This is a genomic window from Bacillus sp. K7 (assembly GCF_053903245.1).
The window spans coordinates 1,660,457-1,686,090 of record NZ_CP096406.1; the positions used below are offsets into that span (position 1 = coordinate 1,660,457).

The 25,634-nt window shown below is 43.4% G+C and carries 26 protein-coding genes; 25 read left to right on the top strand and 1 reads right to left on the bottom strand.

What is annotated here, in order from left to right; genetic code table 11:
* Window positions 1–55 precede the first annotated feature (55 nt).
* Window positions 56–3,616 (top strand): chromosome segregation protein SMC, encoded by a 3,561-nt coding sequence (smc, locus tag M1D98_RS08430; RefSeq protein ID WP_456280179.1) that lies wholly within the window; start codon window positions 56–58, stop codon window positions 3,614–3,616.
* A gap of 19 nt (window positions 3,617–3,635) precedes the next feature.
* On the top strand, window positions 3,636–4,625 hold the full coding sequence (ftsY, locus tag M1D98_RS08435; RefSeq protein WP_268528439.1) for a signal recognition particle-docking protein FtsY: 990 nt from the start codon (window positions 3,636–3,638) through the stop codon (window positions 4,623–4,625).
* A gap of 37 nt (window positions 4,626–4,662) precedes the next feature.
* On the opposite strand, the gene M1D98_RS08440 is transcribed toward ftsY, so the two are convergent.
* Window positions 4,663–5,148 carry an Ig-like domain-containing protein gene (locus M1D98_RS08440; RefSeq protein ID WP_435576682.1) on the bottom strand — a complete coding sequence of 162 codons (486 nt, stop codon included), beginning with the start codon at window positions 5,146–5,148 and terminating at the stop codon, window positions 4,663–4,665.
* A 180-nt stretch (window positions 5,149–5,328) separates the two neighbouring features.
* Here M1D98_RS08440 and M1D98_RS08445 point away from each other — a divergent pair, with 180 nt between their 5' ends.
* From M1D98_RS08445 to flgC, 23 genes are all read left to right on the top strand, one after another.
* Window positions 5,329–5,661, top strand: a complete 333-nt coding sequence (locus M1D98_RS08445; RefSeq protein ID WP_010327873.1) for a putative DNA-binding protein — start codon at window positions 5,329–5,331, stop codon at window positions 5,659–5,661.
* A 13-nt stretch (window positions 5,662–5,674) separates the two neighbouring features.
* Complete coding sequence (gene ffh / locus M1D98_RS08450) at window positions 5,675–7,015, top strand: signal recognition particle protein (RefSeq protein ID WP_010327872.1); 1,341 nt, start codon at window positions 5,675–5,677, stop codon at window positions 7,013–7,015.
* A 105-nt stretch (window positions 7,016–7,120) separates the two neighbouring features.
* The gene (rpsP, locus tag M1D98_RS08455; protein ID WP_003220815.1) at window positions 7,121–7,393 is read left to right on the top strand and encodes a 30S ribosomal protein S16; all 273 of its coding nucleotides are present in this window, start codon (window positions 7,121–7,123) and stop codon (window positions 7,391–7,393) included.
* Window positions 7,393–7,638, top strand: coding sequence for a KH domain-containing protein (locus tag M1D98_RS08460; RefSeq protein ID WP_039073942.1), 246 nt, complete (start codon window positions 7,393–7,395; stop codon window positions 7,636–7,638). Before rpsP ends, M1D98_RS08460 begins: the two co-directional genes overlap by 1 nt.
* Before the next feature lie 120 nt (window positions 7,639–7,758).
* Complete coding sequence (locus tag M1D98_RS08465; protein ID WP_010331118.1) at window positions 7,759–8,145, top strand: YlqD family protein; 387 nt, start codon at window positions 7,759–7,761, stop codon at window positions 8,143–8,145.
* Between the two features lie 4 nt (window positions 8,146–8,149).
* A complete protein-coding gene (rimM, locus tag M1D98_RS08470; protein WP_121642561.1) occupies window positions 8,150–8,674 on the top strand; it encodes a ribosome maturation factor RimM in 525 nt (174 codons plus the stop codon).
* On the top strand, window positions 8,671–9,402 hold the full coding sequence (gene trmD / locus M1D98_RS08475) for a tRNA (guanosine(37)-N1)-methyltransferase TrmD (protein ID WP_010331116.1): 732 nt from the start codon (window positions 8,671–8,673) through the stop codon (window positions 9,400–9,402). The genes rimM and trmD overlap by 4 nt, the downstream gene beginning before the upstream one ends.
* Window positions 9,403–9,542: 140 nt before the next feature.
* The gene (rplS, locus tag M1D98_RS08480) at window positions 9,543–9,890 is read left to right on the top strand and encodes a 50S ribosomal protein L19 (RefSeq protein ID WP_003220825.1); all 348 of its coding nucleotides are present in this window, start codon (window positions 9,543–9,545) and stop codon (window positions 9,888–9,890) included.
* Between the two features lie 143 nt (window positions 9,891–10,033).
* Window positions 10,034–10,882, top strand: a complete 849-nt coding sequence (ylqF, locus tag M1D98_RS08485; RefSeq protein WP_039073945.1) for a ribosome biogenesis GTPase YlqF — start codon at window positions 10,034–10,036, stop codon at window positions 10,880–10,882.
* A gap of 70 nt (window positions 10,883–10,952) precedes the next feature.
* On the top strand, window positions 10,953–11,720 hold the full coding sequence (locus M1D98_RS08490; RefSeq protein WP_121642562.1) for a ribonuclease HII: 768 nt from the start codon (window positions 10,953–10,955) through the stop codon (window positions 11,718–11,720).
* A gap of 29 nt (window positions 11,721–11,749) precedes the next feature.
* Window positions 11,750–13,489 (top strand): hypothetical protein, encoded by a 1,740-nt coding sequence (locus M1D98_RS08495; protein WP_268559472.1) that lies wholly within the window; start codon window positions 11,750–11,752, stop codon window positions 13,487–13,489.
* The gene (locus M1D98_RS08500; RefSeq protein ID WP_010331114.1) at window positions 13,486–13,767 is read left to right on the top strand and encodes a FlhB-like flagellar biosynthesis protein; all 282 of its coding nucleotides are present in this window, start codon (window positions 13,486–13,488) and stop codon (window positions 13,765–13,767) included. Before M1D98_RS08495 ends, M1D98_RS08500 begins: the two co-directional genes overlap by 4 nt.
* Before the next feature lie 173 nt (window positions 13,768–13,940).
* Window positions 13,941–15,098, top strand: a complete 1,158-nt coding sequence (sucC, locus tag M1D98_RS08505; RefSeq protein ID WP_039073947.1) for an ADP-forming succinate--CoA ligase subunit beta — start codon at window positions 13,941–13,943, stop codon at window positions 15,096–15,098.
* Window positions 15,099–15,126: 28 nt separating this feature from the next.
* Window positions 15,127–16,029 (top strand): succinate--CoA ligase subunit alpha, encoded by a 903-nt coding sequence (sucD, locus tag M1D98_RS08510; RefSeq protein ID WP_121642564.1) that lies wholly within the window; start codon window positions 15,127–15,129, stop codon window positions 16,027–16,029.
* A gap of 60 nt (window positions 16,030–16,089) precedes the next feature.
* Window positions 16,090–16,983: a DNA-processing protein DprA gene (dprA, locus tag M1D98_RS08515; protein ID WP_268528425.1), complete on the top strand. Its 894-nt coding sequence runs from the start codon at window positions 16,090–16,092 to the stop codon at window positions 16,981–16,983.
* A gap of 186 nt (window positions 16,984–17,169) precedes the next feature.
* A complete protein-coding gene (gene topA, locus M1D98_RS08520) occupies window positions 17,170–19,245 on the top strand; it encodes a type I DNA topoisomerase (protein ID WP_010331111.1) in 2,076 nt (691 codons plus the stop codon).
* Window positions 19,246–19,320: 75 nt separating this feature from the next.
* On the top strand, window positions 19,321–20,628 hold the full coding sequence (gene trmFO / locus M1D98_RS08525; RefSeq protein WP_010331110.1) for an FADH(2)-oxidizing methylenetetrahydrofolate--tRNA-(uracil(54)-C(5))-methyltransferase TrmFO: 1,308 nt from the start codon (window positions 19,321–19,323) through the stop codon (window positions 20,626–20,628).
* 66 nt (window positions 20,629–20,694) lie between these two features.
* The gene (xerC, locus tag M1D98_RS08530; protein ID WP_010331109.1) at window positions 20,695–21,609 is read left to right on the top strand and encodes a tyrosine recombinase XerC; all 915 of its coding nucleotides are present in this window, start codon (window positions 20,695–20,697) and stop codon (window positions 21,607–21,609) included.
* Between the two features lie 12 nt (window positions 21,610–21,621).
* Entirely contained in the window at window positions 21,622–22,167 is a 546-nt protein-coding gene (gene clpQ, locus M1D98_RS08535) for an ATP-dependent protease subunit ClpQ (protein WP_010331108.1), read from the top strand.
* A gap of 16 nt (window positions 22,168–22,183) precedes the next feature.
* On the top strand, window positions 22,184–23,587 hold the full coding sequence (gene hslU / locus M1D98_RS08540) for an HslU--HslV peptidase ATPase subunit (protein WP_010331107.1): 1,404 nt from the start codon (window positions 22,184–22,186) through the stop codon (window positions 23,585–23,587).
* Window positions 23,588–23,626: 39 nt separating this feature from the next.
* A complete protein-coding gene (gene codY, locus M1D98_RS08545) occupies window positions 23,627–24,406 on the top strand; it encodes a GTP-sensing pleiotropic transcriptional regulator CodY (protein ID WP_003238551.1) in 780 nt (259 codons plus the stop codon).
* Between the two features lie 383 nt (window positions 24,407–24,789).
* Complete coding sequence (gene flgB / locus M1D98_RS08550; protein ID WP_010331105.1) at window positions 24,790–25,179, top strand: flagellar basal body rod protein FlgB; 390 nt, start codon at window positions 24,790–24,792, stop codon at window positions 25,177–25,179.
* Entirely contained in the window at window positions 25,179–25,631 is a 453-nt protein-coding gene (gene flgC, locus M1D98_RS08555; RefSeq protein WP_010331104.1) for a flagellar basal body rod protein FlgC, read from the top strand. Before flgB ends, flgC begins: the two co-directional genes overlap by 1 nt.
* The last annotated feature ends 3 nt before the right edge of the window (window positions 25,632–25,634 follow it).

Sequence of the window (25,634 nt, forward strand, 5' to 3'; positions counted from 1 at the left end):
TTTTATCCATGTTTTATGATAGAATTGAAATACTTATTACATAAGGAGGATCGCTATGTTCCTCAAACGTTTAGACGTTATAGGATTTAAATCATTTGCAGAACGGATTTCCGTGGATTTTGTAAAAGGCGTTACAGCGGTTGTCGGTCCAAACGGGAGCGGAAAAAGCAACATCACTGATGCCATTCGCTGGGTTCTTGGAGAACAATCGGCACGGTCTCTTCGAGGCGGAAAAATGGAAGATATCATTTTTGCCGGCAGTGATTCGAGAAAGCGATTAAATTTGGCTGAAGTTACACTTACCCTTGATAATGATGATCATTTCTTGCCGATTGACTTCCATGAGGTCAGCGTGACACGACGTGTATACAGATCAGGCGAGAGTGAGTTTCTGATTAACAATCAGCCGTGCCGCTTAAAAGATATTATTGATTTATTTATGGACTCTGGCCTCGGTAAAGAAGCATTTTCTATTATTAGCCAAGGAAAAGTGGAAGAGATCCTGAGCAGTAAAGCGGAGGATCGCCGCAGTATCTTTGAAGAAGCGGCCGGGGTGCTTAAATATAAAACGAGAAAGAAAAAAGCAGAAAATAAACTGTTTGAGACACAGGACAATTTAAACCGGGTAGAAGACATATTACATGAGCTTGAAGGACAGGTTGAACCTCTTAAAATTCAAGCATCGATAGCGAAAGACTATCTGGAGAAAAAGAAAGAGCTGGAACATGTTGAAATAGCGCTGACTGCCTATGATATCGAAGAACTGCATGGTAAATGGTCAGCTCTAAAAGAGAAAGTGCAGCTCGCAAAGGAAGAAGAGCTCGCTGAATCGGCTGCGATGTCTGCGAAAGAAGCGAAAATTGAAGAGGCGCGAGACAAAATTCAAGCGCTGGATGAATCAGTAGATGAGCTCCAGCAGGTCTTATTGGTGACAAGTGAAGAGCTGGAAAAGCTTGAAGGCCGTAAAGAAGTCCTAAAAGAACGCAAGAAAAACGCTGTGCAAAACCGAGAACAGCTTGAAGAAGCCATTGTTCAGTACCAGCAAAAAGAAGCGGTCCTGAAAGAAGAGCTTGCGAAGCAGGAGGCTGTCTTTGAAACGCTTCAGGCAGAGGTGAAACAGTTAAGAGCTCAGGTAAAAGAAAAACAGCAGGCTCTCAGTCTTCACAATGAAAATGTCGAAGAAAAAATCGAGCAGCTGAAAAGCGATTACTTTGAGCTGTTAAACAGCCAGGCTTCGACCCGCAACGAGCTCCAGCTGCTTGATGACCAGATGTCCCAATCCGCTGTCACATTACAGAGGCTTGCGGACAACAATGAAAAGCATCTAGAGGAACGGCGCGATATTTCTGCGCGAAAAGCCGCATGTGAAACGGAGTTTGCCAAAATTGAGCAGGAGATTCACAGCCAAGTCGGCGCATATCGTGACATGCAGACAAAATATGAGCAGAAAAAGCGCCAATACGAAAAAAATGAATCCGCTCTGTATCAGGCATATCAATACGTTCAGCAAGCGAGATCGAAAAAGGACATGCTTGAGACGATGCAGGGTGATTTCTCCGGCTTTTATCAAGGTGTTAAAGAAGTCCTGAAAGCGAAAGAGCGGCTCGGCGGAATTCGCGGAGCGGTCCTAGAGCTGATCTCAACAGAACAGAAGTATGAAACGGCCATTGAAATTGCGCTCGGCGCTTCTGCCCAGCATGTCGTCACCGACGATGAACAGTCTGCCCGTAAAGCGATTCAATATTTAAAACAGAATTCCTTCGGCCGGGCGACGTTTCTGCCTCTTTCTGTCATCAGAGACCGGCAGCTTCAAAGCCGGGACGCGGAAACAGCTGCGCAGCACTCGTCGTTTCTCGGGGTCGCCAGTGAACTTGTCACATTTGATCCTGCGTATCGGCGCATCATCCAGAACCTTCTTGGAACTGTGCTGATCACAGAGGATTTAAAAGGAGCAAACGAGCTTGCGAAGCTTCTCGGGCACCGGTACCGCATCGTAACCCTTGAGGGAGATGTCGTGAATCCGGGTGGTTCAATGACGGGCGGAGCGGTTAAAAAGAAAAATAACTCGCTGCTCGGGAGAAGCCGTGAGCTTGAAGATGTGAGCAAACGGCTCACTGAAATGGAAGAGAAAACAGCGCTGCTTGAACAAGAAGTGAAAACACTTAAGCAATCTCTTCAGGATATGGAGAAAAAACTGGCTGACTTAAGAGAAGCCGGGGAAAGCTTGAGAGTAAAGCAGCAGGATGTAAAAGGCCAGCTGTACGAACTTCAAGTTGCCGAGAAAAATATCAACACTCATTTAGAGCTCTATGATCAAGAAAAATCCGCTCTGTCAGAAAGCGATGAAGAGAAGAGAACGCGTAAACGCAAGCTGGAAGAAGAGCTTTCTGCCGTATCGGAAAAGATGAAGCAGCTTGAAGAGGATATAGATAGGCTGACAAAACAAAAACAAACGCAATCCTCAACGAAAGAGTCTCTTTCCAATGAGCTGACTGAGCTGAAGGTCACAGCGGCCAAAAAAGAGCAGGCATGCCAGAGTGAAGAGGACAACCTTGCCAGACGTAAGAAAGAGCTCGCAGAAACAGAGTTTGCGTTAAAAGAAGCGAAAGAAGACTTAAGCTTCTTAACGTCAGAGATGTCATCAAGCACCAGCGGCGAAGAAAAGCTTGAAGAAGCTGCAAAACATAAATTGAATGACAAAACGAAAACGATTGAACTGATTGCGTTAAGGCGCGACCAGCGTATCAAGCTTCAGCATGGGCTTGATACGTATGAGCGTGAGCTGAAAGAAATGAAACGGCTGTATAAACAAAAAACAACCCTCTTAAAAGATGAAGAGGTCAAACTGGGCCGAATGGAAGTTGAGCTTGATAATTTGCTCCAGTACTTACGGGAGGAATACAGCTTGTCCTTCGAGGGGGCGAAAGAGTCCTATCAGCTTGAAACCGATCCAGAAGAAGCCAGAAAGCGCGTAAAGCTGATTAAGCTCGCAATTGAAGAACTTGGTACTGTAAACCTTGGAAGCATAGATGAGTTTGAGAGGGTCAACGAACGGTATAAGTTTCTGTCAGAACAAAAAGAAGATTTGACAGAAGCGAAAAATACCCTGTTCCAAGTGATTGAAGAAATGGATGAAGAAATGACAAAGCGCTTTAATGACACATTCGTCCAAATCCGATCACACTTTGATCAAGTCTTCCGCTCCTTATTCGGAGGAGGACGAGCTGAACTGAGGCTCACCGATCCGAACGATCTGCTTCACTCAGGAGTCGAGATTATCGCACAGCCGCCGGGGAAAAAACTGCAAAACTTAAATCTTTTGTCAGGCGGAGAACGTGCCCTTACTGCTATAGCGCTCTTATTCTCAATCTTAAAGGTTCGCCCTGTACCGTTTTGCGTCCTCGACGAAGTAGAGGCTGCGCTTGACGAAGCGAATGTGTTCCGATTTTCACAGTATTTAAAAAAATACAGCAGCGATACCCAGTTTATTGTGATTACCCACAGAAAAGGGACGATGGAGGAAGCGGATGTGCTATACGGCGTAACCATGCAGGAGTCTGGTGTTTCCAAGGTAATCTCAGTTAAGCTGGAAGAAACAAAAGAATTCGTTCAGTAACGAGGAAAGAGGGTAAAAGATGAGCTTTTTTAAAAAATTAAAAGAGAAAATCACAAAACAAACAGATTCCGTATCTGAAAAGTTTAAGGATGGCCTTGAAAAAACAAGAAACTCCTTTCAAAACAAAGTGAATGATCTTGTATCCCGTTACCGTAAAGTGGATGAGGATTTCTTTGAAGAGCTTGAAGAGGTTCTTATCGGCGCGGATGTCGGCTTTACAACCGTTATGGAATTAATAGATGAGCTGAAAAAAGAAGTGAAACGAAGAAATATTCAAGATCCGGCGGAAGTCCAGTCTGTGATTTCCGAGAAGCTGGTCGACATTTATAATAGCGGTGATGGGCAAATTTCTGAGTTGAATATTCAGGATGGGCGTTTAAATGTAATCCTCCTCGTAGGTGTAAACGGAGTCGGCAAAACGACAACAATCGGAAAGCTTGCCCATAAATTAAAGCAAGAAGGAAAGTCTGTCGTACTTGCTGCCGGAGACACATTTAGAGCGGGTGCTATTGAACAGCTGGAAGTATGGGGAGAGCGTACGGGAGTGCCTGTCATTAAGCAAACGGCCGGAAGCGATCCCGCGGCTGTTATCTACGATGCTGTCCATGCTGCCAAAGCAAGAAATGCTGATGTTTTAATCTGTGATACGGCAGGTCGTCTTCAAAACAAAGTGAATCTGATGAAAGAGCTTGAAAAAGTGAAGCGCGTCATTGAGAGAGAAGTGCCTGAAGCGCCGCATGAGGTGCTGCTTGCCCTAGATGCCACGACCGGCCAAAACGCGATGGCGCAGGCGAAAGAGTTCTCTAAAGCAACAAATGTTACGGGTATTGCTTTAACGAAGCTCGATGGTACGGCAAAAGGCGGGATCGTTCTCGCGATCCGCAACGAGCTCCATATTCCGGTTAAACTAGTCGGATTAGGTGAAAAAGTGGATGATCTTCAGGAATTCAACGCAGAATCGTATGTATACGGCCTGTTTTCAGATTTAGTGGAAAACGCCGATGAGTAAGAAAAAAAGGCCCCCGAAAAAGGGCCTTTTTCCTTTATTATCTTCTCACTTGATAGGCGAAATGATAAAGGCTGTTATCTGTGGATACCAGTCTCGCATCTTCTGAATAAACTCTGAATGGGATGATGTCGTAGTAATGAACGGAAACAGATGTGTAATACGTATAGTACCCAGCGGCTGGCCCCAAATACATTGGAACCTCAAATGTTCCGTTTTCATCGGTTGTTCCTGAAGCTGTTTTTGTTGTGTTTCCGACTTTCGTATCTGCCTCAAATCGTACTGGAGCGTTTGGCACTGGCTGTCCGTTTTGATCGAGTAATTTGCCGCTTACGGTGATATTGTACTTCACTCGCCAATATTGACCTTGGCCGTAATTGATTTTACCGTAAACTCCTCCATCTGTGCTGATATTTGTGATCGAAGCCTTATAAGGCGCCTCAGCAGCGTCTGCTTGCTGTGCCGGGACAATGAGTGTAAACACAGCTGCCAAGCATAGCGTAAACAATAAACCGATTTTTTTCATATAAACTCCTCCTTTAAAATAGGGTTCATATATAACATCGGAATAAAATGGATAATATTTAGTGTATTTTGGAAAAAAGGCAATCATTGCTTTGACAAGATAAAAACTTGACAGTCTTCATGAAACCGTGTAAACTAAGTTATCGTAAAGGGATTTGACTTAACAAAGGGGAGAGCTCAAATGTCGCTTGAAAAGACAACGAGAATGAATTATCTGTTTGATTTTTATCAGTCGTTGTTGACGTCAAAACAGAAGAGCTATATGTCGCTTTATTATTTGGACGATTTCTCCCTAGGCGAAATAGCCGAAGAATATGAGGTTTCAAGACAAGCTGTTTATGATAACATCAAACGAACAGAAGCGATGCTTGAACAATATGAAGAAAAGCTGCTCCTTTTGAAAAAGTTTCAGGAGCGTAAAGAGATGTTTAATAAGCTGAAGGAGCTTGCTTCCGGTTCAATAGAAGAGGAAGAAATTACAGCTCTGATTGAAGCGCTTGAGAAATTAGATTAGGAGGCGGCAAACTATGGCATTTGAAGGATTAGCCGACCGACTGCAGCAGACGATTTCCAAAATTCGCGGAAAAGGGAAAGTCAGCGAACAAGATGTCAAAGAGATGATGCGTGAGGTTCGTCTTGCGCTGCTTGAGGCTGACGTTAACTTTAAAGTAGTCAAGGATTTTGTCAAAAAAGTAAGTGAACGCGCTGTAGGCCAAGACGTCATGAAAAGTCTGACGCCCGGCCAGCAGGTCATTAAAGTTGTTCAAGAGGAACTGACTGAGCTGATGGGCGGCGAAGAGAGCAAAATCGCCGCCGCAAAAAAGCCGCCGACTGTTATTATGATGGTCGGTCTACAAGGTGCCGGTAAAACGACAACAAGCGGTAAGCTTGCGAACCTGCTGCGCAAAAAGCATAATCGCAAACCGATGCTGGTTGCTGCCGATATTTACCGTCCGGCCGCTATTAAACAGCTGGAAACGCTCGGCAAACAGCTTGACATGCCGGTTTTCTCACTTGGTGATCAGGTCAGTCCTGTAGAAATAGCGAAACAGGCTATTGAAAAAGCCAAGGAAGAACATTATGACTATGTCATTTTGGATACGGCAGGCCGCTTGCATATTGACCATGAATTGATGGATGAACTCACCAGCGTGAAGGAAATCGCGAATCCGGAAGAAATTTTCCTGGTTGTCGATTCAATGACCGGACAGGACGCTGTGAATGTCGCCCAAAGCTTTAATGAACAGCTCGGTTTAACCGGTGTTGTGCTGACTAAGCTTGATGGCGACACACGCGGCGGTGCTGCGCTTTCTATTCGCGCGGTCACAAACACGCCGATTAAGTTCGCTGGTCTAGGCGAAAAGCTTGATGCGTTAGAACCGTTCCATCCTGAACGCATGGCATCAAGGATTCTCGGTATGGGCGATGTGCTGACATTAATTGAAAAAGCACAAGCCAGCGTCGATGAAGATAAGGCCAAAGAGCTGGAACAAAAAATGAGAACCATGAGCTTCACATTGGACGATTTTTTGGAGCAGCTCGGGCAGGTCAGAAACATGGGGCCTCTTGATGAGCTTCTGCAAATGATGCCAGGTGCCGGCAAAATGAAAGGCCTGAAAAACATCCAAGTGGATGAAAAACAGCTGAATCATGTGGAAGCGATCATCAAATCGATGACTGTTCGTGAAAAAGAACAACCGGATATCATTAATGCCAGCCGGCGGAAGCGGATTGCGAAAGGGAGCGGGACATCCGTTCAGGAAGTCAACCGTCTGCTTAAGCAGTTTGACGAAATGAAAAAAATGATGAAGCAGATGACAAACATGTCAAAAGGCAAGAAAAAAGGGTTTAAGCTACCTTTTATGTAATCGGTTATACATGATAAAACCGTTGTTAAGAAAAAACACTTTACAAACACTTTTATCATTGTTAATATACTATCTTGTTGAAATATTTTCGGAGGTGCTAGTAAAATGGCAGTAAAAATTCGTTTAAAACGTATGGGAGCAAAAAAATCTCCTTTCTATCGTATTGTTGTAGCAGATTCTCGTTCACCGCGTGACGGCCGTTTCATCGAAACAGTCGGAACATACAACCCGGTTGCAAAACCAGCGGAAGTAAAAATCGACGAAGAGCTTGCTCTTAAATGGCTTCAAACTGGAGCGAAACCATCTGATACAGTTCGCAACTTGTTCTCTAGCCAAGGAATCATGGAAAAATTCCACAACGCTAAACAAGGCAAGTAATGACTGATCGACACTTGGAAGATTTGATTGTCCAAATTGTGACGCCGCTTGTTGATCATCCAGATGACATCCGCGTCATAAGAGAAGAAACCGATCAAAAGATTGCGCTGCGCTTATCTGTCCATAAGTCAGATACCGGTAAAGTTATCGGAAAGCAAGGCCGGACTGCAAAAGCGATTCGAACAGCTGTATTTGCAGCTGGCGCACAGTCTTCTAAGAAAGTTCAATTTGAGATATTTGACTAAAAGGGAGAGGGCCGGCACCTCCCCTTTTTTTACACGCAAAAAAAGGGTAAACTGATAGAAGCTTAGGAAAAATAGAGAGGCCTGAGCCAAAAAAGTTTTAAAAGCGGGGAGCTTGGTGCGATGCAAATTATTCACCGTGTAGCCGTTATGCAAGTCTTAACCGAGCACAGCAAGGAAAAGCTTTTAGCTTCTTTTGCCGAAAAGAAACAAATGCTTGAACGAGAATGCAGCCAACTCTATTTTCAGCTAAGAAAACATGAGAAAGAACAGCAAAACCCTGATATGATCGAACAATTTAAAAAGGCAATAGAAAAGCGGAAAGATAACATAAAAATAATCGATTTTCAAATTGCTCAAGTACATACATTGCCGCTTGGCAGTGAGATGAAAGAAAAGGAAGTCGATGCGCTGCTGACAATTGAAGCCGGAGATAACTGGCATGAGAAAACAGCAGCAAACACCATCGTCATAAAAGACGGACAAGTAATTGAAATTCGCCAGAGGTGATCATATGACAAAGCGATGGTTTCATGTAGGTAAAATCGTAAATACCCACGGAATTAAAGGCGAGGTACGGGTGATTTCGAAAACAGATTTTGCCGAGGAACGGTACAAGCCGGGCAACACGCTGTATTTGTTTAGGGACGGACATAACGAACCCGTTGAAGTAACGGTAAATACGCATAGACTGCATAAACAATTTCATCTGCTGCAGTTTAAAGAAAGACAAAGCCTGAATGAAGTGGAAGAGCTGAAAAACGCAATCATTAAAGTTCCAGAAGAAGATTTAGGAGAGCTGGATGAGGGAGAATTTTATTTCCACGAAATCATTGGGTGTGAAGTATTTACCGAGGACGGCCAACTAATCGGAAAGGTAAAAGAAATTTTGACGCCTGGAGCTAATGACGTGTGGGTCATCGGCCGAAAAGGAAAAAAAGACGCGCTGATTCCTTACATTGAATCAGTGGTCAAACATATCGATGTCAGCGAAAAGAAAATTGAGGTTGAACTCATGGAAGGATTAATAGACGAATGAAAATCGACTTTTTGACGCTGTTTCCCGACATGTTTGAAGGTGTGCTCGGTTCATCGATTCTTCAAAAAGCGCAGGATAAAGACGCGGTGCAGTTTCAGGTCGTAAATTTCCGAAAGTATTCTGATAACAAGCACAATACTGTCGATGATTATCCTTATGGCGGCGGCGCAGGCATGGTTCTCAAGCCTCAGCCTGTTTTTGACGCGGTCGAGGACCTGACATCAAAGGCGGCCGCTGCTCCGCGTATTATCCTCGTTTGCCCGCAAGGTGAGCGTTTCACCCAAAACAAAGCCGAACAATTAGCGAAGGAAGAGCATTTGCTGTTCATTTGCGGCCACTATGAAGGCTATGATGAACGCATTCGCGAGCATTTGGTAACGGATGAAATATCCATTGGCGATTTTGTCCTGACCGGCGGCGAGCTCCCTGCAATGATGATTGCAGACAGTGTGGTACGACTGCTTCCGGGTGTGCTGGGCAAAGAGGCTTCCCATATTGAGGATTCATTCAGCACCGGCCTCTTAGAGCACCCGCATTATACAAGACCGGCAGATTACAAAGGTTTAAAGGTGCCTGAAACACTTCTGTCAGGAAACCATGCAAAAATCAAAGAATGGCGGAATAAAGAATCAATCAGAAGAACCTATGTAAGACGCCCGGATCTTCTGAAAGACTATCCGCTTACAGACCAGCAAAGAAAATGGATTTCTGAATGGGAAAAAGAATAGATTTTATTGCACAGACTATGAAATTGTGATAAGATACTACTTGTGGCTTAAAGCGGGCTTATCCGCTGCAAGCTTGAAAACGATGTTCCGCTGTGCCGGGTTATGTGGCCAAGAGCATCTGTTGGAAGGAGTTGAAAACGATGCAAAAACTAATTGAAGATATCACAAAAGAACAGCTTCGCACTGATCTTCCTGCGTTCCGTCCTGGTGACACTTTACGTGTACACGTTAAAGTTGTTGAGGGTAACCGTGAGCGTATCCAGATCTTTGAAGGTGTTGTGATCAAGCGTCGTGGTGGTGGAATCAGCGAAACGTTCACAGTTCGTAAGATTTCTTACGGTGTTGGTGTTGAACGTACTTTCCCTGTACACACACCAAAAATCGCGAAAATCGAAGTTGTGCGTTACGGTAAAGTACGCCGTGCTAAGCTTTACTACCTGCGTGAACTTCGCGGAAAAGCGGCTCGTATTAAAGAGATCAGACGATAATGATAACGACGAAAAGAGCTTGTTACCTGTAACAAGCTCTTTTTTTATACACAATTTGAAAATGCCGGACAGGCATCGTAAAATACATAAAGGACAACAAAGAATCTTGCATATTGAAGAGATAAAGGCGGTGTTCGTGTCACATGACAATTCAATGGTTCCCGGGCCATATGGCCAAGGCAAGAAGGGAAGTAACCGAAAAATTAAAATTAATCGATATTGTATATGAATTGGTAGATGCCAGAATTCCGATGTCATCAAGAAACCCAATGATTGAAGACATTCTAAAAAATAAACCGAGAATTATGCTGTTAAACAAAGCTGACAAAGCAGATGCGGCAGTTACACAGCAATGGAAAGAGCACTTTGAAAAGGAAGGGATCCGCTCTTTATCCATAAATTCTGTAAACGGACAAGGCTTAAATCAAATTGTGCCTGTGTCAAAAGAGATCCTCCAACAAAAATTTGACCGGATGAGAGCCAAAGGTGTGAAGCCTAGAGCAATTCGCGCTTTGATTATCGGCATTCCAAACGTCGGGAAATCAACGCTTATCAACCGGCTGGCAAAGAAAAACATAGCAAAAACGGGAGACAGACCTGGCATTACGACATCTCAGCAGTGGGTTAAAGTCGGGAAGGAATTAGAGCTCTTAGATACACCGGGGATTTTATGGCCTAAATTTGAAGACGAGCTTGTCGGCTTGAGGCTGGCAGTCACCGGCGCTATTAAAGACACAATTATCAATCTGCAGGATGTGGCCGTGTTTGGTCTTCGTTTTCTCGAAGAACACTATCCTGAACGGCTTAAAGAGCGTTACGGCCTTGAGGAAATCCCAGAGGACATTGCGGAGCTGTTTGATGCAATAGGTGAAAAGCGCGGCTGTCTCATGAGCGGAGGGCTTATTAACTACGATAAGACGACTGAAGTCATCATTCGCGATATCCGCACTGAAAAGTTCGGCAGGCTGTCATTTGAACAGCCCGCTAAGTAAAGGCGCGCAGAAATGCGGGTCTTTATTTTTGCCTGACCGAACCGATACATACAGTAAGGGAGAAGAGAAAGTGAATACATTAACCGTAAAGGACATTAAAGACCGTTTGCAGGAAGTGAAGGATGAGCAGGACCCATTTCTCACCCTATGCGAAAACGACCCGAGAAAGAGCGTTCAAACGCTTGTAGAGCAATGGCTTAAAAAGCAGGCGAAAGAAAAAGCGTTGAAAGAACAATGGCTGAATATGACTTCCTTTGAAAGGCTGGCAAGAAACAAAGGATTTCGCTTGATCGCAGGTGTAGACGAGGTCGGCCGGGGTCCATTGGCGGGACCCGTTGTCGCCAGCGCAGTCATTCTTCCAGAGGAATGTGAAATACTTGGGCTGACAGACTCCAAAAAGCTTTCAGAAAAAAAGCGTGACGAATATTACGAGCTTATTATGAAAGAAGCACTGGCGGTCGGAATAGGAATTGTAGAAGCCTCTGTCATTGATGAAATCAATATATATGAAGCTTCAAAAGTAGCAATGGTGAAAGCGATACACGATTTGTCAGATACACCTGATTATTTGCTTGTTGACGCAATGACGCTACCGATCGGCATAGACCAGTCGTCAATTATAAAAGGCGATGCCAAAAGCGTGTCTATTGCGGCAGGTGCGTGCATCGCGAAAGTGACAAGAGACCGGATGATGAGCGCCTATGCCAAAACCTATCCTATGTACGGCTTTGAAAAAAATAAAGGCTATGGGACAAAAGAGCATCTCGAAGCTCTCGCCGCATACGGCCCGACTGAATTGCACCGCAAAACTTTCGCTCCTGTTCAATCTGCCAGATAAATCAATGGACAAGGAGGCACCTCTTGTAAATGAATATAAGAAATGATATGCAAAAGGCGCTGCAGCACCTTTTTAAACATACAGCAGTCCCGCAGGAATCATCAAATGTCAGCGAAGCGCAAAACGGGGAGAAGCGCCTTCTTTTAGGAAAAGTCCTTCGTTTATTAGGCGATCAGCATGCATTGATCCAAGTCGGCAATCAAACTGTCCAGGGAAAACTTGAAACTCAGCTTCGTCCTCAGGCGTACTATTGGTTTTCCTACGAAAAAAAAACGTCAGAACAAACAGGCCGTCTTCAGGTCGTTCAAAGCTTTGACCAACATCCCAAAACCATTCAGGAAGCCGCTGGAAAGCTTCTGAATGCCATATCGGTAAAGCAGACAAACGCTGCTCTAATGATGGCAGGAGCGATGCTGAAGAGCAAAACACCGGTAACAGAAAATGATATTAAAACAGCTGTTCGCTGGATGGATACACTGCCTGCGTCAGATACAAAAAAAGCGATTGAAACGGTCTTGTTCGCTTTAAAACGTGAATTACCCATTCACCCCGAGGTTTTGAGCGGCATACATGCTGTGAAATCGCCTGTTCCGCTCCATCAGCACGTATCCAAGCTGCTTCAGGCTATCAATCAAAATCCTCAGCAGAGCCAAATGATGACAAAGCTAAAAGAAGCTATTACAATGCTTTTTAATAGTGAAGTCGATGTCCATGCAGAACGTCTGATCGATAAGCTTGTCTCTATAACGGACAATACCAAAGCGCCTTCTTCAGGCACTACAGCCGGAAACAGGGAGCTTAGCGCACCATCCGGCTCTCTCGAAAAGGCCGGCTTGCCGCCTGTAAACCATCCAGCGGAACAGAGAAACATACAAGAAGCGCCCGCTAAAACCGTAGCGGACATTCCGATGAAAGAAGCCCGGCAGCTGCTGACAAAGCTGACGGAATCTGCAGAAAAAAACAATCTTCAACTTGTAAAAGAAGCAGCAAATTGGCTGAAGGCGGCTGCTTTATCGGGGGACAGTAAGTCACCGTCACCTGCCGCTTCAGCTGTTTTACAGGCTGCACAAGTCACAGATCAGGAAGCCGAAGTCTTTTTAAAGGCTGTTCAGCAAACTGCACCTAGTCTGGCCGATAAGGCAGATGTTCTTTCTTTCTTGGCCAAAGTGAAAATGGCAATCGGCGCAAGGGACGAGCTTGCATTCATTAAAGCGTTTGAACAAGGGAGCGCCGCGGCCCCTCCTGATGAAATACAATCCATCAAGCTGGCTCTTCAGGCCGCAAGAGGGTCGCATGAGGTAGCGGAACCTATCAAACAGGAAGCCGATCAGCTTTTTCACAAATTAAACGGCCAGCTTTTCATGCAGCAGCATCACCCGTCATACAGCCAAATTGTGCTGTCATTTCCGCTATTTTCGAAGTCAGGCGTTCAGGATATGACAGTTCTGTTCAAAGGCAAGAAAGAAGCCGATGGAAAGCTTGATCCTTCCCATTGCCGCCTTTTGTTTTTGCTGCAGCTGGATACGTTAAAAGAAACGGTTGTTGATTGCTTGATACAGCAAAAAGTCATGACTATTACAATTGAGACTGAATTTGACCTTCAGGCTGCGATCGATCCGATGGTGCCTGCACTTAAACAGGGTCTTATGGAAATGGGGTACAGCCTTTCAGGGGTGAACGCTAAAAAAAGAATTCACACCGAAGAGAAGGCTGCAATTGACCAATATGTAACAAGCATCAGTGACCGGGAAGTGGATGTGAAAATATGAAAGAGCAGATGCCAGCCAGAAAAGCTATGGCTCTCCATTATGACGAACAAAAAGACAAGGCGCCGAGAGTGGTTGCGACAGGGAAAGGCCATGTAGCCGACAACATTATCAAAGAAGCAAAAAAGGCAGGGGTTCCGATACAAGAAGATCGGACCCTTGTCGAATTAATGCGCCATTTGACTGTAGATGATCAAATCCCGGAAGCTCTTTACGAAACGGTAGCCGAGATTTTTTCATTCATTTACAGATTGGACGAAAGCGTAAAAAACAAAAAATAACAATAATATTCCCCATCCTCTGTTGAAATTTTATGTTTTTAATAAAATAAAAGTTTGAATGTTTAGAAGGATTTAAAGATTTTGCATCGAACTCTAGACAATTCTTCCAGTATTATTATAGAATGAAAGCGCAGTCTATTTTAGTTTTGTTACATAAGTTAGGAGGATGGGAAATGAATATCCATGAATACCAGGGAAAAGAAGTCCTCAGAAAATATGGGGTATCTGTTCCTGAAGGTAAAGTGGCTTTTACAGCAGAAGAAGCAGTTGAGAAAGCAAAGAACTTATCCAGCTCGGTTTATGTCGTAAAGGCTCAAATTCATGCTGGCGGTCGAGGCAAAGCTGGTGGGGTAAAAATAGCAAAATCATTAGACGATGTGAAAGCGTATGCCGAAGAACTCTTAGGGAAGACTCTAGTAACACATCAGACCGGTCCGGACGGCCAAGTAATAAAACGCTTACTTATTGAAGAAGGCTGCGATATTAAAAAAGAATACTACGTGGGTCTTGTGCTTGACCGCGCCACTTCCAGAATCGTTCTGATGGCTTCTGAAGAAGGCGGAACAGAAATCGAAGAAGTTGCGGAAAAAACACCGGAAAAAATCATAAAAGCTGTTATTGATCCGGCTGTCGGCCTCCAAGGCTATCAAGCCAGAGAAATCGCATTCGCTATTAATATTCCAAAAGAGCTCGTGGGAAAAGCTGCTAAATTTATGCTTGGACTATATAAAGCGTTTGTTGAAAAAGACTGCTCAATCGCTGAAATCAACCCGCTCGTTGTTACCGGCGACGGAAATGTGATGGCGCTTGATGCGAAATTGAATTTCGACAGCAATGCGTTGTATAGACAAAAGGACATTATGGAATACAGAGATTTGGATGAGGAAGATCCGAAAGAAATCGAAGCGTCCAAATATGATCTAAGCTACATTTCCCTTGATGGAAATATCGGCTGTATGGTTAACGGCGCGGGACTTGCGATGTCAACAATGGATATTATCAAGCATTACGGAGGAGAACCGGCCAACTTCCTTGATGTGGGGGGCGGTGCAACCGCGGAAAAAGTCACGGAAGCATTTAAAATCATTCTTTCAGATCAAAACGTTAAAGGGATTTTTGTCAACATTTTCGGCGGCATTATGAAATGTGATGTCATCGCAGAAGGGGTTGTTGAAGCGACAAGACAAGTCGGTTTAACATTGCCGCTTGTCGTCCGTCTAGAAGGCACAAACGTGGATCTAGGGAAGAAAATCCTTAGTGAATCAGGATTAAATATTACATCTGCGGAATCCATGGCTGACGGCGCGCAGAAAATCGTATCCTTAGTTTAGGAAAGAATGAAAGGCAGGGGACCAGATAATGAGTGTTTTTATTAATAAAGATACAAGAGTTATTGTGCAAGGAATTACAGGTTCTACCGCTTTATTTCATACGAAACAGATGCTCGAATACGGCACAAATATCGTAGGCGGTGTAACACCTGGAAAAGGCGGGACTGAAGCGGAAGGTGTTCCTGTATTTAATACGGTGGCTGACGCAGTTCAAACGACCGGTGCTAACGCGTCTGTTATTTATGTGCCGGCACCGTTTGCAGCTGATGCGATTATGGAAGCGGTAGATGCGGAGCTTGATCTTGTGATCTGCATCACTGAACATATCCCGGTTCTGGATATGGTAAAGGTCAAACGCTTTATGGAAGGCAAGAAAACGAGATTGATAGGGCCGAACTGCCCTGGTGTCATCACGCCTGAAGAATGTAAAATCGGCATTATGCCTGGATATATCCATAAAAAAGGCCATGTAGGCGTTGTATCGCGTTCAGGAACATTAACATACGAAGCGGTGCATCAGCTTTCAGAAGCAGGTGTAGGACAATCTACAGCTGTCGGAATCGGCGGCGACCCTGTAAATGGAACAAATTTTATCGATGTTTTAAAAGCGTTTAACGAAGATCCTGATACACATGCTGTCATTATGATCGGTGAAATCGGCGGTACTGCCGAAGAGGAAGCGGCAGAGTGGGTAAAAGCCAACATGACAAAACCGGTAGTCGGTTTTATCGGTGGTAAAACAGCACCGCCAGGGAAGCGCATGGGGCATGCCGGCGCCATTATTTCCGGCGGAAAAGGTACAGCTGATGAAAAAATCAAAACCCTTAATGCATGCGGTATCGAAGTTGCAGAGACACCTTCTGTAATGGGTGAAACCTTAATTAAGGTGCTGAAAGAGAAAAACTTGTTCGAGACTTGCAAAACGCATTAATAAAAAGGGACAGCCGCCAAGGCTGTTCCTGCTTTTTCTGTCAAAAAGGAGGTCAATATATTGGATCAGGCCGCTGCCTGTTTAATGATCTGCAGAATCAATCAACTATTATCCCCATCTCTTCTATTAAAATGGTGGAAAGCCGATGCATCTATGTCGCTGACATCACCTGTTTTAGAAACTGTTACTCGCGATAAAGAAAAGGCAACTGCATTAAAGAACAAAATTGAAGAACATTATCCAAAGCTTCAGCGTGTACTTGCTGCTTACCGTGGGCAAGGCATTATCCCCATCCCGATTTCTTCTAAACAATATCCTTTCTGGCTGAAAACGATTTATGATCCCCCCGCCGTCCTGTTTGCAAAGGGTGATATGGCCCTTCTTTCTCAAGGGAGGAAAATTGGAATTGTAGGGACAAGAAATCCAACAGCTTATGGGATACATGTTGTTAACCACCTTACAAAAGAGCTTTGCCGCAAAGAGTGGGTGATTGTCAGCGGGCTGGCGTCTGGGATAGACGGAATGTCCCATGCGGCAAGCATTAAGGCGAAGGGGCGGACAATCGGCGTTATTGCAGGGGGATTTCAACACATTTATCCCCGCGAAAACCTTCAGTTAGCAGATCACATGGCGAAACACCATATCCTTCTGTCAGAGCATCCACCTGAAACGAAACCCCAAAAATGGCATTTTCCTATGAGAAATCGTATCATCAGCGGATTAAGTGAAGGCGTTATTGTCGTGCAGGGCAAAGAAAAAAGCGGTTCTCTGATTACTGCATATCAAGCACTGGAACAAGGGAGAGAAGTTTTTGCCGTACCCGGTTCATTATTTGATCCTTACGCCGGAGGTCCTATAAAACTGATCCAGCAGGGGGCTAAAGCCATATGGTCAGCAGAGGATATTTTCGAGGAGCTTCCTGAGAGAAACGTTCAATATACGGAACCCTTTTGAATTATCGTTTGACAAATGGCGTTGTAATATTTAATAATAGTGAGGATTTGAAGTTGCATATTGTTTTCTATTTAAATAATAATGTTCATCATAAAGAATGAAATGTTGGAAGCCAAATAAAGACAGCAGTAAAAATAAGATTGAAATACTTGAAAAGAGAGAGAACACCTCTTGAGGGGGATGAAAATGTCTGATTATCTAGTCATCGTGGAATCGCCTGCTAAGGCGAAAACGATTGAACGTTACTTAGGTAAAAAATATAAAGTGAAAGCATCAATGGGACATGTCCGGGATCTCCCAAAAAGTCAAATGGGAGTTGACATAGAACAGAATTTCGAGCCGAAATATATTACCATTCGAGGCAAAGGCCCGGTATTAAAAGAGCTGAAAACGGCTGCGAAAAAAGCGAAAAAAGTCTATCTCGCGGCCGACCCCGACAGAGAAGGGGAAGCGATTGCATGGCACTTGGCGCACAGCCTTGATTTAGATCTCGATTCAGACTGCCGGGTGGTGTTTAACGAAATTACAAAAGACGCCATTAAGGAATCGTTTAAGCATCCCCGCATGATCAATATGGATTTAGTGGATGCACAGCAGGCGAGACGTGTTTTAGACAGGCTTGTAGGATATAAAATCAGTCCTATTCTATGGAAAAAAGTCAAGAAAGGACTTAGCGCAGGCCGCGTCCAATCCGTTGCCCTCCGTTTGATTATTGACCGTGAAAAGGAAATTAACGACTTTAAGCCGGAGGAATATTGGACAATAGGCGGTACGTTTTTAAAAGGAAAGGAATCGTTCGAGGCGGGCTTTTTCGGAAAAAACGGCAAAAAACTTCCATTAAATAGTGAAGCAGACGTAAAAGACATTCTTTCTCAGCTCAAAGGCAATAAATATACAGTTGAAAAAGTAACGAAAAAGGAACGGAAACGTAATCCGGCCTTGCCTTTTACCACTTCCACCCTGCAGCAGGAAGCGGCTCGCAAACTCAATTTCAGAGCGAAGAAAACGATGATGATTGCACAGCAATTATATGAAGGAATCGATCTTGGAAGAGAAGGAACAGTCGGTTTGATCACATATATGAGAACGGATTCAACCCGCATTTCAAATACGGCGGTTGATGAAGCTGCTGCATTTATTGATCAGGCATACGGCAAAGAGTTTTTAGGCGGCAAACGAAAACCTGCGAAAAAGAATGAAAATGCTCAGGATGCCCACGAAGCCATCCGTCCGACATCAGTTCTCAGAAAACCTAGTGAATTAAAAGCAGTACTCGGCAGAGATCAGATGAGATTGTATAAATTAATTTGGGAACGCTTTGTTGCCAGCCAAATGGCACCTGCAGTTCTCGACACAATGAGTGTCGACCTGGGGAACAATGGTTTGACATTTCGCGCAAATGGAAGTAAAGTCAAGTTTTCCGGGTTTATGAAGGTGTATGTTGAAGGAAAAGACGACCAAACGGAAGAAAAAAACCGGATGTTGCCTGACTTAAAAGAAGGCGACACAGTATTATCAAAAGATATAGAACCGGAGCAGCATTTTACCCAGCCTCCTCCGCGATATACAGAAGCAAGGCTCGTGAAAACCATGGAAGAACTCGGTATCGGCCGTCCTTCCACATATGCTCCGACGCTTGATACCATTCAGCGGCGCGGCTACGTGTCTTTGGATAATAAACGTTTTGTTCCAACAGAACTGGGGCAAATTGTATTAGACTCGATGATGGAATTTTTCCCTGAAATCATTAACGTTGAATTTACAGCGAAAATGGAAAAAGACCTTGATTATGTTGAAGAAGGCGATACCGAATGGGTTAAGATTATTGATAACTTCTACGCCGATTTTGAAAAACGCGTGAAAAAAGCTGAAGCGGAAATGAAAGAAGTTGAAATCGAGCCTGAATACGCAGGGGAAGATTGTGAACTGTGCAGTTCCCCAATGGTATATAAAATGGGCCGATACGGTAAATTCTTAGCTTGCTCCAATTTCCCGGACTGCCGGAATACAAAACCGATTGTGAAACAAATCGGCGTGAAGTGCCCGAGCTGCGGTGAAGGAAATATTGTTGAACGAAAATCGAAAAAGAAACGGATTTTTTACGGTTGTGACCGTTATCCGGAATGTGAATTCGTTTCCTGGGACAAACCAATTGAACGAAAATGCCCGAAATGCGGAAAAATGCTCGTCGAGAAAAAACTCAAAAAAGGCATACAAGTCCAATGCGTGGAATGCGATTATAAGGAAGAACCACAGAAGTAGCGGTGAGCAGGGTCTTGCTCACCTTCTTTGTGTGTTAAAAGAAGACCTTGAATAATAAACTAGGAGATGTGAAAGATGAACCAACAAACAGTGAATGTAATCGGAGCCGGACTCGCAGGAAGTGAAGCGGCTTGGCAGCTTGCTAAACGGGGAATTCAAGTCAAATTATATGAAATGCGTCCTGTTAAACAAACGCCTGCTCACCATACAGATAAATTTGCCGAACTGGTGTGCAGCAACTCTCTGCGCTCCAACACACTTGCTAATGCTGTCGGTGTATTAAAGGAAGAAATGCGGGTGCTAGACTCAGCAATCATCGCGGCTGCTGACGAATGTTCGGTGCCTGCCGGCGGTGCTCTCGCGGTAGACCGACATGAATTTGCCGCAAGCGTGACAAATCGGGTAAAAAACCATCCGAACGTAACCGTTATGAATGAAGAAGTGACAGAAATTCCAGAAGGTCCAACAATTATCGCGACAGGACCGTTAACGTCTGAATCGCTGTCTGCCCAGCTGAAAGAGCTGACAGGAGAAGACTATTTATATTTTTATGACGCAGCGGCGCCAATTGTAGAAAAAGACAGCCTTGATATGGATAAAGTATACTTGAAATCCCGTTATGATAAAGGTGAAGCGGCGTACTTAAACTGCCCGATGACAGAAGAAGAGTTTGACCGTTTTCATGAAGCATTAACATCAGCAGAAACAGTTCCTTTAAAAGAATTTGAAAAAGAAATTTTCTTTGAAGGATGCATGCCGATTGAAGTAATGGCAAAACGCGGAAAGAAAACAATGCTTTTCGGACCGATGAAGCCGGTTGGATTAGAGCATCCTGTTACAGGAAAACGTCCTTATGCTGTTGTTCAGCTCAGACAGGATGATGCTGCAGGGACACTCTATAATATTGTAGGGTTCCAGACTCATTTAAAATGGGGAGACCAAAAGGAAGTTCTCAAATTGATTCCGGGGCTGGAAAATGTAGAAATCGTCAGATATGGCGTAATGCACAGAAATACATTTATTAACTCTCCAAGCCTGTTAAAGCCGACTTATCAATTTAAAAACCGCACTGATTTGTTCTTTGCAGGCCAAATGACGGGTGTAGAAGGGTACGTGGAATCAGCTGCATCAGGACTCATTGCAGGCATTAATGCGGCTAAACTTGTACTAGGAGAAGAGCTGGTCACTTTCCCTCAGGAAACAGCAATAGGCAGTATGGCTCACTATATTACAACAACAAACCAGAAGAACTTTCAGCCGATGAATGCGAACTTTGGGCTTTTGAAAGAATTGCCTGTTAAAATTAAAAATAAAAAAGAGCGGAATGAACAATACGCGAACCGTGCAATTGAGACAATTCAAACAATTTCGAAAACAATATAGGTATTGATTGCAACCTGAACGCGATTTGTGATACCATTTAAAAGCCCTTTCTGGGGAGGTTTAGGCATGGAGAATGTTAAGAATTTCGTAAAGTTATTCGTTGAATATTTACAAATTGAAAAAAATTATTCACAATATACTATTGTGAATTATGTGGATTCAATTGAAGAATTCGAGACTTTTCTGCGCGTTCAAGGTATAAATGGATTTGAAGAAGCTGCATATCAGGATACTAGGATTTTTTTGACTGAAGCCTATGAAAAAGGTTTATCGAGAAGAACGATAAGCAAAAAGATATCTGCATTAAGAAGCTTTTATAAGTTTCTGATGCGGGAAAAGCTTGTTGAAGAAAATCCGTTTCAGCTTGTTCATCTGCCGAAACAAGAAAAACGGATACCGAAGTTTCTATATCAAAAAGAGCTTGAGGAGCTGTTTGAAGTTTCAGATATAAGCCAGCCGGCCGGAATGAGGGATCAAGCGTTGTTGGAGCTTCTCTATGCCACCGGAATGAGGGTCAGTGAATGCTGTTCGATAACTGTTAACAATGTTGATTTATTTATGGACACTGTGCTTGTTCACGGTAAGGGCAAGAAGCAACGCTATATCCCCTTTGGGTCTTACGCCCGCGAAGCGTTGAAGTTATATATGAATAGCGGAAGACAGTGCTTGCTGATGAAAGCAAAAGAACCTCATGATCTATTATTCGTGAATCAAAGAGGCGGACCGCTTACAGCCCGAGGCATCAGGCATATTTTAAGCGGGCTGGTTCAAAAAGCGTCCGGTACTTTACATATCCATCCGCATATGCTTCGACATACGTTCGCCACTCATCTGTTAAACGAAGGAGCAGATTTGAGAAGCGTTCAAGAGCTGCTCGGGCATTCCAATCTGTCTTCGACACAGATATACACGCACGTTTCGAAGGAAATGTTGAGAAACACATATATGTCTCACCATCCAAGAGCTTTTAAGAAAAATTAAAGGAGGCCTCTTATGTCATCTTTTCATGCGACCACAATATTTGCCGTGCAGCATAAGGGACGAAGTGCTATGTCCGGAGACGGCCAAGTAACATTCGGTCAGGCTGTTGTCATGAAACACACTGCAAGAAAAGTGAGAAAACTGTTTAACGGCAAGGTTCTTGCTGGGTTTGCGGGATCTGTTGCAGACGCTTTCACTTTATTTGAAAAGTTTGAAGCTAAACTTGAAGAGTATAATGGCAACTTAAAACGAGCCGCTGTTGAGCTTGCAAAGGAATGGCGCAGCGATAAAGTGCTTAGAAAGCTTGAAGCCATGCTAATCGTTATGAACCAGGATACTTTGCTGCTTGTATCGGGAACAGGCGAGGTAATCGAACCAGATGACGGCATTCTCGCGATTGGATCAGGAGGCAATTACGCTTTAGCGGCCGGGAGAGCTTTGAAAAAACATGCCGGTGAAAATATGTCTGCAAGTGAAATTGCCAGAGCCGCGTTAGAAACAGCGGGCGAAATTTGTGTTTACACGAACGATCAAATCATACTGGAAGAACTTGAATAGAAAGGACTTGAGGCGCATGGAAAATAAACCGTTAACACCAAGGCAGATTGTAGATCGGTTAGACCAATATATTGTCGGTCAGCAAAACGCGAAAAAAGCTGTCGCCGTGGCATTAAGAAACCGCTATAGAAGAAGTCTTCTAGATGAAAAATTGAAGGATGAAGTCGTTCCGAAAAACATTTTAATGATGGGGCCTACCGGCGTTGGAAAAACTGAAATTGCCAGACGAATCGCCAAGCTCTCAGGTGCGCCATTTATCAAAATTGAAGCAACAAAATTTACCGAAGTCGGCTATGTAGGCAGAGATGTTGAATCAATGGTCAGAGACCTTGTGGAGACTTCTGTTCGGCTTATAAAAGAAGAAAAAATCAATGAAGTAAAGGATCAGGCTGAAGAGAATGCAAATAAGCGCATTGTACGCCTGCTAGTTCCTGGAAAGAAAAAACAATCTGGCGTTAAAAATCCGTTTGAAATGTTTTTTGGCGGCAACCAGCCAAGTGGCGAAGATGAAGCGGAGAGCCAGGAAGAAGCAAACATTGAAGAAAAAAGAAAGCGCATGGCGCATCAGCTGGCTTTAGGAGAGCTAGAAGACCACTATGTAACAGTAGAAGTCGAAGAACAGCAGCCTTCTATGTTTGACATGCTGCAGGGCTCGGGTATGGAGCAGATGGGCATGAATATGCAGGACGCGCTAAGCGGATTAATGCCAAAGAAGAAGAAACGGCGTAAAATGACAGTCAGAGAAGCGAGAAAAGTCCTGACGAATGAAGAAGCAAGTAAGCTTATCGATATGGATGAAGTCGGCCAGGAAGCTGTTCAGAGAGCAGAAGAGAGCGGAATTATCTTTATCGACGAGATTGATAAAATTGCAAAAAACGGCGGCGCGTCATCCTCTGCCGATGTATCAAGAGAAGGTGTTCAGCGGGATATCCTCCCAATCGTAGAGGGTTCTACCGTTGTCACTAAATACGGTTCGGTGAAAACAGACCATGTGTTATTTATTGCAGCAGGAGCGTTTCATATGGCCAAACCATCTGATTTGATTCCTGAGCTGCAGGGGCGTTTCCCGATTCGTGTAGAACTGAGCAAACTCACGGTTCACGATTTTGTGAGAATTTTAGTGGAGCCGGATAATGCGCTGCTGAAACAATATCAGGCATTATTGCAGACAGAAGGTATATCTCTTGAATTTTCTGACGAAGCTATTCATAAGATTGCTGAAGTAGCGTATCATGTGAACCAGGACACAGACAATATCGGTGCGAGACGCCTTCATACAATACTTGAACGCCTATTAGAAGACCTGTCGTTTGAAGCTCCTGATGTAACAATGGAGAAAATAACAATTACACCGCAGTATGTCGAAGATAAGCTCGGAACGATAGCCAAAAACAAAGATTTAAGTCAATTTATATTGTGAAAAATTTAATATGAGGAATATTTAGGAGGATTATTTATCATGGCTTTATTACAAAAAACAAGAATTATTAACTCCATGCTGCAAGCTGCGGCAGGGAAACCGGTGAACTTCAAGGAAATGGCGGAGACGCTGCGGGACGTAATCGATTCCAATATTTTCGTTGTAAGCCGCAGAGGCAAACTCCTTGGATATTCTATTAACCAGCAAATCGAAAATGATCGTATGAAAAAAATGCTTGAGGATCGTCAATTCCCTGAAGAGTATACAAAAAATCTGTTTAATGTGCCTGAAACATCTTCTAACTTGGATATTAATAGTGAATATACCGCTTTCCCTGTTGAGAACAGAGACCTGTTCCAGGCTGGCTTAACAACAATCGTACCGATCATCGGAGGCGGAGAAAGATTAGGAACGCTCATTCTTTCACGTTTACAGGATCAATTTCATGACGATGATTTAATTCTCGCAGAATACGGTGCAACTGTTGTCGGAATGGAAATCTTGCGAGAAAAAGCAGAAGAAATCGAAGAGGAAGCAAGAAGCAAAGCTGTCGTACAAATGGCCATCAGCTCTCTTTCTTATAGTGAGCTTGAAGCGATTGAGCACATTTTTGAAGAGCTTGACGGAAACGAAGGCCTGCTCGTTGCAAGTAAAATCGCAGACCGCGTCGGCATTACCCGTTCTGTTATTGTTAACGCACTGAGAAAGCTGGAAAGCGCCGGTGTCATCGAGTCAAGATCATTAGGAATGAAAGGGACTTATATTAAAGTCCTTAACAACAAATTCCTAATTGAATTAGAAAATTTAAAATCTCATTAATCATCGAAAAAGAACTCCTTTAAAGGGGTTCTTTTTTTATACTCAAATAAAGGAAATTGATAAGCTTTATTTCCTGGGTTGAAAGTCTTTCTTTGTCATATTTTTAATAAATCTAACAATTCCCATAAAAATGGCTTAAAAAAGTTGAGAAAAATGTCGAAAAAACAGAAATTCTGCTATTTTCAGGCTTATATCAAGGTGAAAAACATAGTTCTAATAATCTAGGACTATATACCTAGTTGCAAAATAGATAATTGTGAGGACATTTTTTTACACGAACTTCATAGACTTTATGCCTGTTATTTCTTACAATAAGCATATAGTTTTACAATTCTCGACAAGGATATTGAGGTTGAAAAAAACTGAAATGGAGGTAAGTGGATTTGAGCTTATTTTCTGGAACGATACAAAATCTTGAAAATGCCTTGAGCAGAGCGAATATTAAGCAAAAAGTCATAACTAATAATATCGCCAATATAGATACACCGAACTATAAGGCAAAAAAAGTCTCTTTCCAAAATTTATTGAATCAAGAATCCTCGCGTCTTGAAGCGACAAAAACAGACTATCGTCATGTTGATTTTTCTGATACTGATTCGAATTATTCAATTGTAACGAGCGCGGATACATCGTACCAGCAAAACGGAAACAATGTTGATGTCGACAAAGAAATGACAGAATTGGCGCAAAACCAAATCAACTATCAAGCTTTAGTTCAAAGAATGAACGGTAAATTTAATTCGCTGAAGACCGTATTAACAGGAGGGAAATAATGACAGCTTTTCACAGCTTAAATGTTTCAGCATCAGCTTTAACAGCTCAGCGTGTCAGGATGGACGTTGTATCATCTAACTTGGCTAATATAGATACGACAAGAGCTAAGCAGGTAAATGGAGAGTGGGTGCCTTACAGAAGAAAGATGGTTTCTCTTCAGTCAAAAGGTGAATCGTTCTCTTCCATTCTCAATTCTCAAATGAGCGGAAGCGGTAATGCTGGAAACGGTGTAAAGGTTTCTAAAATCACAGAAGATGGTTCGGATTTTAATCTTGTCTACGATCCGACAAACCCTGATGCCAACGCTGAAGGATATGTACAAAAGCCTAATGTTGACCCATTGAAAGAAATGGTTGACCTTGTCAGCAGCACAAGATCATATGAGGCGAATGTCACAGCAATGAATGCCACAAAAGGAATGCTGATGAAGGCGTTAGAAATCGGAAGGTAAGGT

Bases quoted from the DNA above. Each gene is read 5' to 3' on its own strand.
- M1D98_RS08465 (WP_010331118.1), top strand. From the start codon at position 7,759: ATGCAAATTATTCACCGTGTAGCCGTTATGCAAGTCTTAACCGAGCAC.
- flgC (WP_010331104.1), top strand. From the start codon at position 25,179: ATGACAGCTTTTCACAGCTTAAATGTTTCAGCATCAGCTTTAACAGCT.
- M1D98_RS08460 (WP_039073942.1), top strand. From the start codon at position 7,393: ATGACTGATCGACACTTGGAAGATTTGATTGTCCAAATTGTGACGCCG.
- sucD (WP_121642564.1), top strand. From the start codon at position 15,127: ATGAGTGTTTTTATTAATAAAGATACAAGAGTTATTGTGCAAGGAATT.
- xerC (WP_010331109.1), top strand. From the start codon at position 20,695: ATGGAGAATGTTAAGAATTTCGTAAAGTTATTCGTTGAATATTTACAA.
- codY (WP_003238551.1), top strand. From the start codon at position 23,627: ATGGCTTTATTACAAAAAACAAGAATTATTAACTCCATGCTGCAAGCT.
- trmD (WP_010331116.1), top strand. From the start codon at position 8,671: ATGAAAATCGACTTTTTGACGCTGTTTCCCGACATGTTTGAAGGTGTG.
- M1D98_RS08500 (WP_010331114.1), top strand. From the start codon at position 13,486: ATGAAAGAGCAGATGCCAGCCAGAAAAGCTATGGCTCTCCATTATGAC.
- rpsP (WP_003220815.1), top strand. From the start codon at position 7,121: ATGGCAGTAAAAATTCGTTTAAAACGTATGGGAGCAAAAAAATCTCCT.
- smc (WP_456280179.1), top strand. From the start codon at position 56: ATGTTCCTCAAACGTTTAGACGTTATAGGATTTAAATCATTTGCAGAA.
- trmFO (WP_010331110.1), top strand. From the start codon at position 19,321: ATGAACCAACAAACAGTGAATGTAATCGGAGCCGGACTCGCAGGAAGT.
- sucC (WP_039073947.1), top strand. From the start codon at position 13,941: ATGAATATCCATGAATACCAGGGAAAAGAAGTCCTCAGAAAATATGGG.
- ylqF (WP_039073945.1), top strand. From the start codon at position 10,034: ATGACAATTCAATGGTTCCCGGGCCATATGGCCAAGGCAAGAAGGGAA.
- topA (WP_010331111.1), top strand. From the start codon at position 17,170: ATGTCTGATTATCTAGTCATCGTGGAATCGCCTGCTAAGGCGAAAACG.
- ffh (WP_010327872.1), top strand. From the start codon at position 5,675: ATGGCATTTGAAGGATTAGCCGACCGACTGCAGCAGACGATTTCCAAA.
- hslU (WP_010331107.1), top strand. From the start codon at position 22,184: ATGGAAAATAAACCGTTAACACCAAGGCAGATTGTAGATCGGTTAGAC.
- rplS (WP_003220825.1), top strand. From the start codon at position 9,543: ATGCAAAAACTAATTGAAGATATCACAAAAGAACAGCTTCGCACTGAT.
- ftsY (WP_268528439.1), top strand. From the start codon at position 3,636: ATGAGCTTTTTTAAAAAATTAAAAGAGAAAATCACAAAACAAACAGAT.
- clpQ (WP_010331108.1), top strand. From the start codon at position 21,622: ATGTCATCTTTTCATGCGACCACAATATTTGCCGTGCAGCATAAGGGA.
- M1D98_RS08495 (WP_268559472.1), top strand. From the start codon at position 11,750: ATGAATATAAGAAATGATATGCAAAAGGCGCTGCAGCACCTTTTTAAA.
- M1D98_RS08445 (WP_010327873.1), top strand. From the start codon at position 5,329: ATGTCGCTTGAAAAGACAACGAGAATGAATTATCTGTTTGATTTTTAT.
- M1D98_RS08440 (WP_435576682.1), bottom strand. From the start codon at position 5,148: ATGAAAAAAATCGGTTTATTGTTTACGCTATGCTTGGCAGCTGTGTTT.
- rimM (WP_121642561.1), top strand. From the start codon at position 8,150: ATGACAAAGCGATGGTTTCATGTAGGTAAAATCGTAAATACCCACGGA.